The sequence below is a fragment of the Tolumonas osonensis genome, assembly GCF_014202415.1.
Lineage (GTDB): Bacteria > Pseudomonadota > Gammaproteobacteria > Enterobacterales > Aeromonadaceae > Tolumonas > Tolumonas osonensis.
Genome location: NZ_JACHGR010000009.1, coordinates 150,784 through 164,048, shown reverse-complemented (window position 1 = coordinate 164,048; position 13,265 = coordinate 150,784). Strand labels below are relative to the sequence as shown.

15 protein-coding genes and 1 rRNA gene are annotated in these 13,265 nt (G+C 46.6%); 12 read left to right on the top strand and 4 right to left on the bottom strand.

What is annotated here, in order from left to right:
• The 5 genes from rrf to rplS form a co-directional block, all read left to right on the top strand.
• A 5S ribosomal RNA gene (gene rrf / locus HNR75_RS15680) occupies nucleotides 1-85 on the top strand; the annotation flags it as partial.
• A 208-nt stretch (nucleotides 86-293) separates the two neighbouring features.
• The gene (gene rpsP, locus HNR75_RS13505) at nucleotides 294-542 is read left to right on the top strand and encodes a 30S ribosomal protein S16 (RefSeq protein WP_015880007.1); all 249 of its coding nucleotides are present in this window, start codon (nucleotides 294-296) and stop codon (nucleotides 540-542) included.
• A 29-nt stretch (nucleotides 543-571) separates the two neighbouring features.
• Nucleotides 572-1,093, top strand: coding sequence for a ribosome maturation factor RimM (rimM, locus tag HNR75_RS13500; RefSeq protein ID WP_188027501.1), 522 nt, complete (start codon nucleotides 572-574; stop codon nucleotides 1,091-1,093).
• A gap of 30 nt (nucleotides 1,094-1,123) precedes the next feature.
• Complete coding sequence (trmD, locus tag HNR75_RS13495) at nucleotides 1,124-1,873, top strand: tRNA (guanosine(37)-N1)-methyltransferase TrmD (RefSeq protein WP_188027500.1); 750 nt, start codon at nucleotides 1,124-1,126, stop codon at nucleotides 1,871-1,873.
• Nucleotides 1,874-1,904: 31 nt separating this feature from the next.
• Nucleotides 1,905-2,252 (top strand): 50S ribosomal protein L19, encoded by a 348-nt coding sequence (gene rplS, locus HNR75_RS13490; RefSeq protein WP_188027499.1) that lies wholly within the window; start codon nucleotides 1,905-1,907, stop codon nucleotides 2,250-2,252.
• A gap of 57 nt (nucleotides 2,253-2,309) precedes the next feature.
• Here rplS and HNR75_RS13485 read toward each other — a convergent pair whose 3' ends face one another.
• Together HNR75_RS13485 and mutH are read right to left on the bottom strand one after the other, a co-directional pair.
• The gene (locus HNR75_RS13485) at nucleotides 2,310-2,633 is read right to left on the bottom strand and encodes an isoamylase early set domain-containing protein (protein WP_188027498.1); all 324 of its coding nucleotides are present in this window, start codon (nucleotides 2,631-2,633) and stop codon (nucleotides 2,310-2,312) included.
• A gap of 146 nt (nucleotides 2,634-2,779) precedes the next feature.
• The gene (gene mutH / locus HNR75_RS13480) at nucleotides 2,780-3,439 is read right to left on the bottom strand and encodes a DNA mismatch repair endonuclease MutH (RefSeq protein ID WP_188027497.1); all 660 of its coding nucleotides are present in this window, start codon (nucleotides 3,437-3,439) and stop codon (nucleotides 2,780-2,782) included.
• A 208-nt stretch (nucleotides 3,440-3,647) separates the two neighbouring features.
• Between mutH and rppH the strand changes: the two genes are divergently transcribed.
• On the top strand, nucleotides 3,648-4,172 hold the full coding sequence (gene rppH / locus HNR75_RS13475) for an RNA pyrophosphohydrolase (protein WP_188027496.1): 525 nt from the start codon (nucleotides 3,648-3,650) through the stop codon (nucleotides 4,170-4,172).
• A 28-nt stretch (nucleotides 4,173-4,200) separates the two neighbouring features.
• Complete coding sequence (gene ptsP / locus HNR75_RS13470) at nucleotides 4,201-6,465, top strand: phosphoenolpyruvate--protein phosphotransferase (RefSeq protein WP_188027495.1); 2,265 nt, start codon at nucleotides 4,201-4,203, stop codon at nucleotides 6,463-6,465.
• A 77-nt stretch (nucleotides 6,466-6,542) separates the two neighbouring features.
• Here the strand turns inward: ptsP and HNR75_RS13465 are convergent, their stop codons facing one another.
• Complete coding sequence (locus HNR75_RS13465; RefSeq protein WP_188027494.1) at nucleotides 6,543-7,394, bottom strand: thymidylate synthase; 852 nt, start codon at nucleotides 7,392-7,394, stop codon at nucleotides 6,543-6,545.
• A 324-nt stretch (nucleotides 7,395-7,718) separates the two neighbouring features.
• Here HNR75_RS13465 and nhaA point away from each other — a divergent pair, with 324 nt between their 5' ends.
• The 3 genes from nhaA (at nucleotide 7,719) to HNR75_RS13450 (ending at nucleotide 10,171) form a co-directional block, all read left to right on the top strand.
• Nucleotides 7,719-8,915, top strand: a complete 1,197-nt coding sequence (gene nhaA / locus HNR75_RS13460; protein WP_188027493.1) for a Na+/H+ antiporter NhaA — start codon at nucleotides 7,719-7,721, stop codon at nucleotides 8,913-8,915.
• A complete protein-coding gene (nhaR, locus tag HNR75_RS13455; RefSeq protein ID WP_188027492.1) occupies nucleotides 8,896-9,795 on the top strand; it encodes a transcriptional activator NhaR in 900 nt (299 codons plus the stop codon). Before nhaA ends, nhaR begins: the two co-directional genes overlap by 20 nt.
• Before the next feature lie 76 nt (nucleotides 9,796-9,871).
• The gene (locus tag HNR75_RS13450; RefSeq protein WP_188027491.1) at nucleotides 9,872-10,171 is read left to right on the top strand and encodes an ArsR/SmtB family transcription factor; all 300 of its coding nucleotides are present in this window, start codon (nucleotides 9,872-9,874) and stop codon (nucleotides 10,169-10,171) included.
• A gap of 70 nt (nucleotides 10,172-10,241) precedes the next feature.
• On the opposite strand, the gene rpsT is transcribed toward HNR75_RS13450, so the two are convergent.
• Nucleotides 10,242-10,505 carry a 30S ribosomal protein S20 gene (gene rpsT / locus HNR75_RS13445; protein WP_188027490.1) on the bottom strand — a complete coding sequence of 88 codons (264 nt, stop codon included), beginning with the start codon at nucleotides 10,503-10,505 and terminating at the stop codon, nucleotides 10,242-10,244.
• A 193-nt stretch (nucleotides 10,506-10,698) separates the two neighbouring features.
• On the opposite strand from rpsT, the gene murJ reads away from it, so the two are divergent.
• Together murJ and ribF are read left to right on the top strand one after the other, a co-directional pair.
• Nucleotides 10,699-12,264, top strand: a complete 1,566-nt coding sequence (murJ, locus tag HNR75_RS13440) for a murein biosynthesis integral membrane protein MurJ (protein WP_188027489.1) — start codon at nucleotides 10,699-10,701, stop codon at nucleotides 12,262-12,264.
• 60 nt (nucleotides 12,265-12,324) lie between these two features.
• Nucleotides 12,325-13,257, top strand: a complete 933-nt coding sequence (ribF, locus tag HNR75_RS13435) for a bifunctional riboflavin kinase/FAD synthetase (RefSeq protein WP_188027488.1) — start codon at nucleotides 12,325-12,327, stop codon at nucleotides 13,255-13,257.
• The last annotated feature ends 8 nt before the right edge of the window (nucleotides 13,258-13,265 follow it).

Sequence of the window (13,265 nt, the reverse complement as noted above, 5' to 3'; positions counted from 1 at the left end):
GTATCCATTCCGAACACAGAAGTGAAACGCTGTAGCGCCGATGGTAGTGTGGCATTCGCCATGTGAGAGTAGGACACTGCCAGGCTTTTAAATTTAAAGTAAAAGACAGAACCCCGCACTAGCGGGGTTTTTGTTTTGGTAAAAATAAAGTAACAACGTACGAATATATTTTCAGCTGTGCTGTCTGCCTGGGTTGCTTTTCGTGGCGATCTGAGTAAAATTGCGCGGCTTATTCTAAGCTGGGGCTCGTATTAGGTTGTGAGCCTTGTTCAATCAAAGTTAATGAGGACGATATGGTAACCATTCGTTTACAACGTGGCGGCGCGAAAAAGCGTCCTTTCTACCAAGTGGTAGTTGCCGATGCACGCTTTGCGCGTGATGGTCGCTTTATTGAGCGTGTAGGTTTCTTTAACCCACTGGCTGCTGGCCAGGCTGAGAAAGTAAATCTGGACCTGGAACGTATCCAACATTGGGTAGGTCAGGGTGCATCTCTGTCTGATCGTGTTGCCAAGCTGGTTAAAGACGCTTCTAAAGCGGCTTAATTGCGATCTGGTAGGTGGTAGGAGTCAACGTGGACAAATCTGTCATTGTAGGTCGTCTTGGTGCTGTGTATGGCATCAAAGGTTGGCTGAAGGTCAACTCTTTCACCGATAATCCGGAAAGCATTTTTGATTACACTCCTTGGTTTATTATGAACAAGGGGACGTGGCGTGAAATCCAGCTGACCAGCTGGAAGCGTCACAATAATGGTCTGATCTGTAAACTTGATGGTGTAGATTCCCGAGAAGATGCACAAGCTCTGACCGGTGTTGATATTGCTGTTTTATCTGATCAGCTACCAGCGCTACCGCAAGGTGAATACTACTGGCGTGACCTGATAGGTTGTGCGGTGGTAACAACTAAAGGCTATCAGCTTGGAACTGTCTCTGAATTGATGGAAACAGGTTCTAATGACGTATTGGTCGTTCAGGCTAATTTGAATGACGCTTTTAGTATGAAAGAACGTTTGATTCCTTTCATTGATGAACAAGTGATTAAGCATATTGATATCACTGCTCGTCTGATTGAAATCGATTGGGATCCGGGATTCTGATCCTGAAATTTGTTGTTGTACGGAGGTAGTATGTGGATCGGGGTGATTAGCCTCTTCCCGGACATGTTCCGTGCTATTACGGATTTTGGGGTAACAGGCCGGGCGGTTAAACGAGGTTTACTGAACATTCAATGTTGGAACCCTCGGGATTTTGCCCATGATAAACATCGCACCGTTGATGATCGCCCTTATGGTGGTGGTCCGGGAATGCTGATGATGGTGCAGCCGCTCCGGGATGCTATCCACGCTGCTAGACTGGCAGCTGGTGATGATGTGAAAGTGATTTATCTTTCACCTCAGGGTAAAAAACTAACGCAATCAGGTGTAGCCGAGCTTGCTCGCTACAAAAAACTGATTTTAGTCGCTGGCCGGTACGAAGGTATCGATGAGCGGGTAATTCAGTCAGATATTGATGAAGAGTGGTCTGCAGGTGACTATGTGTTAAGTGGTGGTGAATTACCAGCTATGACCTTAGTTGACGCTGTATCACGTCTTGTTCCCGGTGTGCTTGGCGATATGGCCAGTGCGGAGCAGGATTCATTCACCGATGGTCTGCTTGATTGTCCCCATTACACACGTCCGGAAAATCTGGACGGGGTTGTGGTTCCTGATGTGTTACTGAGTGGTAATCATGAACATATTCGTCGCTGGCGTTTAAAACAGTCTTTGGGGCGGACGTGGCAAAGAAGACCGGAATTACTTAATAACCTAGCTCTGACTGACGAGCAAGCGAAGTTGCTTGCTGAGTATGTTCAGGAGCTGAATGCTGAACAGCAGTAGAGTTTTCAGTTTATCCTAGGTAGGAAAGACAATGAGCAACATTATTAAACAACTGGAACAGGAACAATTACGTACCGATATCCCTGCTTTTGCTCAGGGTGATACCGTTCGTGTACAAGTTCGTGTTATTGAAGGTGGTAAAGAGCGTCTGCAGGCGTTTGAAGGCGTCGTTATCGCTAAGCGTAACCGTGGTCTGCATTCTTCTTTCACTGTACGTAAGATTTCTAACGGTGAAGGTGTGGAACGTGTATTCCAAACCCATAGCCCGCTGATCGCGAGTGTAGAACTGAAACGTCGTGGTGATGTTCGCCGCGCTAAACTGTACTACCTGCGTAATCTGTCAGGTAAAGCTGCTCGTATCAAAGAGAAGCTCAACTGATAAAAATAAAAAAGCCTACTTCGGTAGGCTTTTTTATTTTCAATGATATGACTTCTGTTATGGAAGCACTGAGATAACAGAGTTTTCCCCACCATATGGATTGCTGCAATAAGCATCCGCCTGTGTCTCATTCTCGAATTTTTCTGTGCCATCCGGTAACACAAGACGATAGCAATATTGATAACTATCCTGCTTATTCGTTGGCAGATTAATAGTTGTTTTAAATAACCCGCTTTTCAGTTTTTTCAGTTCAACCGGCTCCCACCCTGCAAACTCACCAACTATATAGACCCGTGATGCATCCCCGGTTGCATCTGCCTTGATTTCAAACGTAACTTGAACTTCAGGTTTAGTTTTCAAAAATTTCTTTGTAACTGCCATGTCAACTCCTTGAGTCTTAACCGTGAACTACTTCCAATACTCTTTTATAAATAATTAGGTAAAAAATAACCACCGATATTGTTAGCTGCATAGCTTTATTCAAGTCTATGAAATCTGTGTTACATAGATTCATATCGCGACAGACCTCACAGATGAAATTGCAGACGGAGCAATTGACGAGTAAAGGTACTGCGCAAATAAAAGCCGCGGGGGCGGGTTTGAATCAGGGTTCCTTCGCTACCAATAGCCTGTGTCAGGGAGCGTCCATTGGCTGCTTTCGGTCGTAACTGCAAGGCATCTCCATGCCGTGCACTAATTGATTCTACTTTCCCCAACGCGATCAATTCCATTATTTCTTCCCAATCCTGGCGTAGGATTTGCTCCTGCTCAGCAGTCGGATGCCAGAGCCATGGAGTGCCAATCATGCGGGTACCAATATCTTGCTGCCGATCGCCGAAAACAGGAACCCACAGAACAGTCGATAACTTATGATGTACATTTGAGGTTTCCCATGAGATGTGCTGCTGGCGTAATAGTGGTGCAGTACAAACGAAGGTACTTTCTAAAGGTATTCCGTTATTAGCAAGTGGAAGTGTTTTTAACTCTACGCCTAATTCAGGGAAGTCCTGCTGTGGTTTACTGCCGGCAGACGCGCCTAATGCAAGTTCAATGAGCTGCCCTATCCAGCCTTTTTCTCGACGCAATGATGATGGCATGATTATTCCGCATCGTTCGGCCAGTTCCGCCAGGGTTAAACCGGCGAGCTGATTTGCTGCCTGCATAAGTTCGTCGATATTCTGATACATGAAGATATTTGCCGGATAAGTTCAGTGGCCCGACCATAGTATGCACTTCATTTTTATTTATTACATAAATAGAGCAGTGATTTGCCGGAATAGGAACTTCCATGTAGATAGCATTCGTTGTAGTTCTCACTCTGGGAATGTCTGTTTGCTGATCTGAAATTAATATGAAAGAATCGGGTTAGTTCAAGTTGTTACATCAGGTGATTGCGTGATTGATGGCGATGGTTTCCGCCCGAATGTAGGTATTGTGATCTGCAATCGCAATGGTCAAGTGTTATGGGCTCGTCGCTATGGACAACATTCCTGGCAGTTTCCTCAAGGCGGAGTAGATGAAGGGGAAACACCGGAGCAGGCTATGTTCCGTGAATTGTACGAGGAAATAGGGCTGAAGCAGGATGATGTCACGATTCTTGCTACCAGCCGTAATTGGCTGAAATATCGGCTACCAAAGCGTTTGATTCGTTGGGAAAGCAAGCCGGTATGCATCGGACAAAAACAGAAATGGTTTTTACTGCGTCTTGATGCTGCTAAGGAAGCCAGTATTCAGTTTGGTTGTCATGGACAACCGGAGTTTGATGACTGGCGTTGGGTTAGTTACTGGTATCCGGTAAGACAAGTGGTATCTTTTAAACGTGAAGTCTATCGTCGAGTAATGAAAGAATTTGCTGCCATAGCAATGCCTTATTCACCTCCGGCTGTGAAAAAAGACCCTCGCAGAAAAGGTTACCGTTAGTAATAAGTGAAAACAGAGGAGATATACTGTGTTGACAACATTGCGGCAAATCGTGGAAAGCGTAACGGCTGCACCATCATTATTTGATGCGATGCACACGCTGGTACAGCAGACCCGAGCTGCTATGCATGTTGATTGTTGTTCGGTCTATATCTCTGAACCACAGCGTCGGAGATACCGTCTGGTTGCGACAGATGGACTTTCACAGGATGCCGTGGGTAAAGCAGTATTACCTTTTAATGAAGGTCTGGTGGGGCTGGTTGGTCGCCGTGAAGAACTGATTAATCTGGCTGATGCGCCTGCGCATCCCAGTTTTAAATATTTGCCGGAAGTAGGAGAGGACGAATTCAAGACATTTCTTGGGGTGCCGATCATGCATCAACGTAATGTCTTGGGGGTTTTGGTCGTACAGCAGGCGTTATCCCGGCAGTTTACGGAACTGGATGAATCCTTTTTGGTTACCTTGGCTGCCCAGTTGGCAGTGCGAATTGCGCATGCTGAATTGAAAGGTTTGATCAGTTCATCTGCCGGTAGTCACCGCGCTGTTCATGGTATTGGTGTATCTGCTGGTATGGCGATTGCCAAAGCCTGGGTGTGGCAGCCCAAAATGGCTCTTTCGCAAGTTAATCTGAAGCATAGTGATGAACCTGAGTTGCAGTTGGAATTGCTTAATCAGGCTGTTCTTCAGGTTCAGATGGATCTCGATGCGCTGGCCATGCGTTTTCAGGATGCGGTGCAAATCGATTCTCAATCTATCTTTGATATCTATCAGCACATTCTTGCCGATCCTAATTTTATTTTTCAGATTGAGCAGGAAGTCACTGAAAACCAATGGAATGCCACGTCTGCAGTCAGACAGGTCAGTGAACGCCTGATTGCTCAGTTTTCTGCGATGAGTGACCCCTATCTGCGAGAAAGAGCGCTGGATATACGCGACGTGGCACAGCGCCTGCTGAGTTGCCTTGCACACAGGCACATGGATCAGTTTGATTTCAAGGAGCCGGTAATTTTGCTGGCTGAAGAAGTCACGGCGACATTATTGGCGGAGATACCCAAAGATCGTTTGGCAGGGGTTGTTTCAATCCGTGGGGCTGTGAATTCCCATGCTGCCATTCTGGCGAGAACCATGAGTGTTCCGGCGGTCATGGGATTGGAGTTGCCATTACAAGAGCTTGATGGGCAGGAGCTGATTATTGATGGCGGCAATGGTGATGTCATTATTCAGCCGAGTAATGCGGTGCTTGCCGAATATGAGCAACTGATCCGGCAAGCGAAAGCATTTGATGATTTGGTGGCTCAAGAATCGTCGTTACCTTCGGAAACACAGGATGGTTGTCCGGTTTCTGTTCTGCTCAACGCAGGTCTGAGCCTGGATGCTGATAATGGCATGATGGACTGTTCGGATGGTGTGGGTCTGTACCGGACAGAAATACCGTTTATGTTGCACGACAGTTTCCCTTCTGAACAGGAACAGACAAAACGTTACCGGACGATACTGGAGCAATATAGTGGTCGTCAGGTATGCATGCGAACACTGGATATTGGTGGTGACAAACCGCTACCTTATTTTCCCATCAGTGAAGAAAATCCTTTTCTTGGCTGGCGAGGAATTCGTATCACACTGGATCATCCGGAATTGTTTCTGGCGCAACTGAAGGCGATGCTCAGAGCCAGTGAACATAATGATAACCTTGCCATCATGTTGCCGATGATTTCCTGTGTCAGTGAAATCCAGGTTGCCCGGCGGTTACTGGATCAGGCATGGCTTGAGGTATCCGAGGAACTCCGTGTCAGGGGAAGTGCCATCCGTTATCCCAGCCTGGGTGTCATGATTGAAGTTCCTGCTGCCATTTATTTATTGCCAGATTTGGCGCCTTATGTGGATTTCTGGTCGGTTGGTACCAACGACCTGACTCAGTATCTGCTGGCGGTAGATCGTAATAATGCACGGGTCGCTGATATGTATGATGGGTTGCATCCGGCGGTATTGCGGGCGTTGCAGCAGATTGTCCAGACCGCTAACCTGCAGGCTAAACCTGTATCGGTGTGTGGTGAACTGGCGGGTGATCCGATAGGCGTTCTGATACTGTTGGCGATGGGATATCGCCGTTTCAGTATGAACCTGAACAATATTGCGAAGATTAAATATCTGCTGCGTCGTGTGAGAACCGATGCACTGATACCATTGCTTGAGCAGGCAATAAAATTGAATGATTCTGTACAGATCCGAAAAATATTTTCTTCTTATCTGGAATCGCTCGGGTTACAGCGTTTTCTCAGTAAAAAATCCTGAATCAGTTATTTAAATACCTATATAAACCAGAGAGTCAGTTCGATGACTCTCTGGTTTTTCTACGGGTATCATCCACATTAAACAGAAAAAGGATATTTAATGGCATCGTGGTGCTGATAGCCGATGACATTGAAATCATCTAACGTTACCCACGTCTCCAGATCCTTTAGGCTCTTAATGTCCGGATTGATCTCCAGTTTTGGCGACGGGTAGGGCTCTCGTTTTAACTGGACATCGCGCATGAGCTCCACCTGGTCTTCGTAGAGATGGGCATTGACGATCTTGTGATAAGCGCAACCCGGTTTTTTTCCTGTAATCTGTGCCATCAAAGCAAGTAATGTGAACACCTGGATCTGGTTGAAATTTAATCCAAGCGGAACATCGCAGGAACGCTGATAACTGGTCAGATATAAAGTGTCTCCCAGCAGGGAAAAGGTATGTGTGTGCATGCACGGACGAAGGCAACCGAGGTCGAATTCTCCCGGATTGTAAAAAGTCAGAATCTCTCCCCGATCGTCAATTCCCTTGGATAAATCAGCAACAATCTTACCCAGCTGATCGATCTCGGTGCCATCTGGCTTTTTCCAGTGACGCCCCTGAACACCATAGACACGTCCCATATCATCATGGCCTTTACGTGCCGGATTTTTCAGCCATGCTTCATTTTCGTTTGCGTTTGCATCCCATGACTTCGTGCCCAGCGCCCGAAAATCTGCTGCACTATCGTAGCCCCGTATATAGCCAAGCAGCTCTGCAATCGCAGCTTTCCAAAAGCTTTTGCGGGTAGTGATAATGGGAAACTGGTTATTTTTTACGTCATAGACTAAGTCCGCGTTTACGACGGTCAGGCAACGTTTACCGGTTCTTGTGTTCTCAATCCAAACACCTTCATCAATAATGCGTTGGCTGAGGTCTAGGTATTGCTTCATTTTTTATTCCTAATAATTGGCTCATTGAATTGTCTGACTGAACCTCAACGCCCTCTATATTGACTCACCATTATATCAGTGCAGGGCAGGTATAAACTGAAGGTTTTACCGCAATCATTTATTGGAAAATCATTCGGTTCTAATTAGGCTTGTTTTTCTTAATTACATGAAAACAATGCTAAATATTTTTATATTTTGACTTTTTATCCTGGCTCCACTTAAGTTTAACTATCGGTAAAACCGATGTTTAAGTCTGGTTAAACAGATTTTTTATGAAATGAGATCATCAATATACTTTTATAAGTTATCGTAAGGAGTATATCAATGGTCGACTTAGTTAAACGTTTTCTACAGTTGGAGGCGGCCAGTGGAATCATACTGTTTTTCACTGCAGTAATGGCATTAATACTGGCTAATTCTCCATGGTCTGAACTTTATTTTTCATTTCTTGATGTTCCGGTACAGCTCCGTATTGGTGACCTGGATGTCCATAAACCACTCTTGCTCTGGATTAATGATGGCCTGATGGCTGTTTTCTTCTTGTTGGTGGGCATGGAGATCAAGCGCGAGGTATTAGAGGGTTCTTTGTCCACGCGGCGTCAGGCTGGTTTACCGGTAATTGCCGCAATAGGGGGGATGATTGTACCTGCGGTATTGTTTTCGTTGGTAGTGGATGATACACCCCAGCTGATGGCAGGGTGGGCGATCCCGATGGCGACGGATATTGCATTCGCACTAGGAGTGCTCTCGTTATTAAGTGGCCGTATTCCTCTTTCTCTGAAGGTTTTCCTGCTGGCGTTGGCCATTATTGATGATCTCGGCGCCATTCTGGTTATCGCTCTGTTTTATACAGAAACGTTGCATACAACCCCCTTGCTGTTTGCTGCGGCCTTAAGTGCGATTTTATTGATGCTCAATCGCAACAGAGTGATGTCGTTGACGCCATATCTGATTATCGGTGGGTTGCTTTGGCTGGCTATTTTGAAGTCAGGTATTCATGCCACGATTGCGGGTGTCATATTAGGATTTACGATCCCTCATGTTCGTGGCGCGGCACACACACCATTGCGGTTGCTGGAACACAAGTTACACCCTTGGAGCAGTTATTTTATTCTGCCGTTTTTTGCATTTGCTAACGCCGGACTGTCTTTTAGTGGAGTGTCGTGGAGTGATTTGGGCTCCGGGTTACCTTTAGCCATCATTATTGGTCTGATTATTGGTAAGCCATTAGGTGTGATGCTGGTTTCATGGCTGGCGGTGAAAGCGAAGCTGGCTGTATTACCGGAAAATGTGGGCTGGTATCAATTGTTCGGTTTGTCGGTACTCTGTGGCATTGGCTTTACCATGTCTATTTTTATCAGCGGATTGGCATTTGGTACTACCAGTGATGCATTTGCATCATCTCGACTGGGGATTTTGTTTGGATCGTTAATTGCTGCGGTTTTCGGGTATATTCTATTAAGAAATGCAACCCGCATTCGCCGGAGTAAGGAACGGAAACGTGTTTCATCTCAATTATAATCATCTTTATTACTTCTGGATGACACAGAAAAAAGGGTCGGTGACGCAGGCTGCGGAGGCGCTTTATCTGACACCGCAGACAATTACCGGACAAATTCGCCAATTAGAGGAACGATTGGGCGGGCGATTATTTAAACGTAAAGGACGCAATATCGAAGCTACCGAACTTGGTCAGCTGGTGTTTCGTTATGCAGATAAGATGTTTTCTCTTTCTTATGAAATGCTTGAGGTCGTGACATTTCAAAAAGAAAATGAAAGTTCGTTTAATGTAGGTATTGCTGATGTGCTTTCCAAGCGGATTGCTTCTAAGATCCTGCTGGCAGCGTTGCCTTCCGATAGTTCTGTGCATTTGCGTTGTATTGAGTCGACGCATGAAATGTTGCTGGTTCAGCTACGAGAACACAAACTGGACGTTATTTTGTCTGATTGTCCGCTGGATTCGACACAACATCCGGATTTGCTTTCCAAGAAACTGGGTGAGTGCGGAGTAAGCTTTTTCTGTCAGATGCCATTACCGGAAAAGGCGTTTCCGGAGTGTCTGATGGAGCGGAAACTGCTGATTCCGGCGAAAAGAACGGCGATGGGAAGACAACTGACCCGTTGGTTTGATGAGCAGGGACTGGCACCACAGATATTCGGTGAGTTTGACGATGCGGCTTTAATGAAAGCTTTTGGTTTATTTAATCAGGGAATATTTGTGGCGCCGACACTCTATCAGGAAGAGTTCCTTGATAGTCAGACGGTCGCGTTACTGGGGCAAACTGATGCGTTAAAAGAAGAGTATTACGCTATCTTTGCGGAACGAATGATTCAGCATCCGGCTGTCAAACGACTCTGTGAAAGTGATTTTTCCGCATTGTTTGCGGGACTGGAGCAATAATTAATATTCTGATTTATTATCATTCTCATATTTGCTGTTATGATGACGCACCTTATTGGCACGGAGGAAAAGATACATGTCCATCGAAGAAATGGAACTTGGCGCCGATCAAGCTGTGTCATTACTGAAAGCCATGGCAAACCGTCACCGGTTGATTATTCTTTGTTGCCTGCAGGGTGGTGAGTTGTCTGTCGGTGAACTCAATCAGAAGATTGGTCTGAGTCAATCGGCATTGTCGCAACATTTGGCTTTGCTTCGCAGGGATAAGTTGGTGAATACCCGGAAAGAAGCTCAGACCGTCTATTATTCGCTGAGTAGTGGTGAAGTTGAGGCGATTATTGCCACATTACACAGTTTATATTGTGTATCAAGATGATGAATTCTCTGTGTAAAAACAAAAAACCGGCCGAAGCCGGTTTTTTTATCTGAACTGATTCAGTCGCAAATTACTGCATTGCGATGATCTGAGCAGACAGACGTGACTTATGACGAGCAGCCTTGTTCTTGTGGATCAGGCCTTTGGTCGCCATGCGATCCAGAATTGGCTGTGCAGCCGCGAAAGCAGCCTGAGCAGCAGCTTTGTCACCAGATGCGATCGCTGCAACAACTTTCTTGATGAAAGTACGGGTCATAGAACGACGGCTGGCGTTGTGCTTGCGGGCTTTCTCTGCCTGGATAGCGCGCTTCTTAGCAGATTTAATGTTAGCCAAGGTAAAACTCCTGAAAAAACGGTCTTAGCGAGTGTGCTGAAAAGGTCGAGAAATATGCCTTCTCAACCCGATGATGTCAATCAATTTTGTGCAAATAACCACCGTACTCTTGTAGCCACCCAGAGCGCAGATAGTTAAACTGTCGGCCGATTTTAGCAGGAATCTGGCTGCTGTACAGTTTTCGAGGTTTATCTTGAGCAAGAAGTTAATAAAATCGGGTCTGATGGTGACCATGGCCACCTTCGCCTCACGTATTCTTGGGTTGGTTCGTGATATTGCCATCGCTCATCTGTTAGGTGCAGGTGTGGCTTCCGACGTTTTTTTCTTTGCTAACCGCATTCCTAATTATCTGCGCCGTTTGTTTGCGGATGGTGCGTTTAATCAGGCTTTTGTTCCCGTTATGACAGAATATAAAGCGAAAGGCGATAAAACAGCGGTCAGGGAGCTATTAAGCGCCGCATCGGGAACTCTCGGGCTGGTGATCACCATTGTCACCGTGTTGGGCGTGCTGGGTTCGACCGTCTTATCAGCACTATTTGGCTGGGGCTGGTTTATGGCCTGGTGGCATGATGAGCCGGGTGCCGACAAATTTGAGCTGGCCAGCCTGCTGTTAAAGATTACCTTTCCTTATTTGTGGTTTGTCACCTTTACCGCGATGTCCGGCGCGGTGCTGAATACCTATGGCCGGTTTGGTGTTTCCTCTTTTACGCCAACCTTTCTGAATATTGTGCTGATTGCCACGGCATGGTGGGTGGCACCAGGGATGGAACAGCCTGAAATCGCATTGGCTGTGGGGACGTTCGTCGGTGGTCTGGTGCAATTGCTGTATCAAATCCCTTATCTGTATAAGATGGGCTTTATAGTTAAACCTAAATGGGCCTGGCATCATCCTGGTGTTGTTAAGATCAGAACCCTGATGCTGCCGGCGATTTTTGGTGTGTCAGTCAGTCAGATCAACCTGATGTTTAATACGATGCTGGCATCGTTTCTGGCGACCGGTTCGATCAGTTATCTTTATTATTCTGACCGGCTGCTGGAATTCCCCCTCGGCATGTTTGCGGTGGCGATCAGTACCGTGATTCTGCCTGCACTTTCCCGGCGGCATGTGGACGCAGATCCTGTGCGTTTTTCACAAACCATGGACTGGGGCGTCAGAATGGTGCTTTTCCTTGGATTACCGGCAATGGCAGGGATCATGGTCTTACGCGAGCCTATCCTGCGGGTGCTGTTTATGCGTGGCGAATTTGGTGCGCATGAAGTCAGCATGGCGGGTGGCAGTTTGTTAGCTTCGGCATCCGGTTTATTATCACTCATGCTGGCCCGGGTTCTGGCACCGGGATTTCATGCCCGGCAGGATACAAAAACACCGGTGCGCTACGGCATGCACTCCATGGCATCCAATATGATTTTTAATGCTATTTTGATTTATCCGCTGGGATATATCGGTCTGGCATTATCCACCGCCTTATCCGGTACAGTGAATGCCATCTCGCTGTTTCAGGGATTGTATCGCCGTCATATTTATCGTCCCGGTAAGGATACGGCAATCTTTATTATCCGTCTGACGTTGGCCACCGTTCTGATGGCCGGTGTTTTGTTCTGGTTAAGCGCACCATTATCCAGCTGGACGGCATGGTCGCAGTGGCGTTCCATCTGGGAATTAACCAAATTGATTCTGATCGGGCTTGTGACCTACGGCGCAGGTATGGGGCTGATGGGTTTGCGTCCCCGTCACTTCAAAACTGTGACAGAGGGCTGATAAGCAGCCGCGTTCAGTATATAATCCGATAGTTTTGCAGGGTAACAGGGCTCCGTTTTTATGGAATTGATCCGCGGTATTCACAATCTCCGTCCAGAGCATGCTGGTTGTGTTCTCACAATTGGAAACTTTGATGGTGTGCATCGCGGTCATCAGGCTGTATTGAGTCAACTGCAGGAGCGGGCACGGCAATTATCTCTGCCTTCTTGTGTGATGGTTTTTGAACCACAGCCGCTGGAGTTTTTTGCTAAAGATCGGGCGCCGGCCCGGCTCAGCCGGTTACGTGACAAATATGAGGACATCGCGGTACTAGGCATTGATCGCCTGTTGTGTGTTAAATTCGACCAGGTATTCGCTGAGCTGAGCGCGGAAGCATTTATTGAGCAAATCCTGGTGCAGAAATTAGCTGTGCGTTTTTTGGTGATAGGCGATGATTTTCGTTTTGGTCAGCATCGTTGCGGTGATTTCGCATTATTGGCTGAGGCCGGGAAAAAACATGCTTTCCAGGTCTTAAGCACCGATACGTTGTTACATGATCAGCAACGTGTCAGTAGTACGCTGCTGCGCGAAGCGTTGCGCGAAGGCCGTCTGGATGATGTTACCCGCATGTTAGGTCATCCTTATACGATTTCAGGCCGGGTCGCCCATGGCGCAAAATTGGGGCGTACGATTGGATTTCCCACGGCCAACATTCACCTGAAAAGGTTAGTGGTACCTATTCAGGGCGTGTACGCTGTTCAGATTGTGATATCAGCGCAAACGTATTCCGGCGTTGCCAATATTGGTTTTCGTCCGACAGTGAACGGTACTCGTTCACAACTTGAAGTACATATATTTGATTTTAAAGATGATTTGTATGGTAAACAGTTACAAATCCGGGTATGCCATAAATTGCGGGATGAACAGAAGTTTTCTTCGTTTTCCGCATTACAAACACAGATAACCGCAGATGCTTTGCATGCCAGAGAATGGCTGGCAAAGCATCAGTGTTAAACCCTGAT

What these genes read in the sequence shown, in the direction of transcription:
- nhaA (WP_188027493.1), top strand. Translation starts at nt 7,719, where the DNA reads ATGGTCGACTTAGTTAAACGTTTTCTACAGTTGGAGGCGGCCAGTGGA.
- HNR75_RS13450 (WP_188027491.1), top strand. Translation starts at nt 9,872, where the DNA reads ATGTCCATCGAAGAAATGGAACTTGGCGCCGATCAAGCTGTGTCATTA.
- HNR75_RS13465 (WP_188027494.1), bottom strand. Translation starts at nt 7,394, where the DNA reads ATGAAGCAATACCTAGACCTCAGCCAACGCATTATTGATGAAGGTGTT.
- ribF (WP_188027488.1), top strand. Translation starts at nt 12,325, where the DNA reads ATGGAATTGATCCGCGGTATTCACAATCTCCGTCCAGAGCATGCTGGT.
- rplS (WP_188027499.1), top strand. Translation starts at nt 1,905, where the DNA reads ATGAGCAACATTATTAAACAACTGGAACAGGAACAATTACGTACCGAT.
- rpsP (WP_015880007.1), top strand. Translation starts at nt 294, where the DNA reads ATGGTAACCATTCGTTTACAACGTGGCGGCGCGAAAAAGCGTCCTTTC.
- HNR75_RS13485 (WP_188027498.1), bottom strand. Translation starts at nt 2,633, where the DNA reads ATGGCAGTTACAAAGAAATTTTTGAAAACTAAACCTGAAGTTCAAGTT.
- trmD (WP_188027500.1), top strand. Translation starts at nt 1,124, where the DNA reads ATGTGGATCGGGGTGATTAGCCTCTTCCCGGACATGTTCCGTGCTATT.
- mutH (WP_188027497.1), bottom strand. Translation starts at nt 3,439, where the DNA reads ATGTATCAGAATATCGACGAACTTATGCAGGCAGCAAATCAGCTCGCC.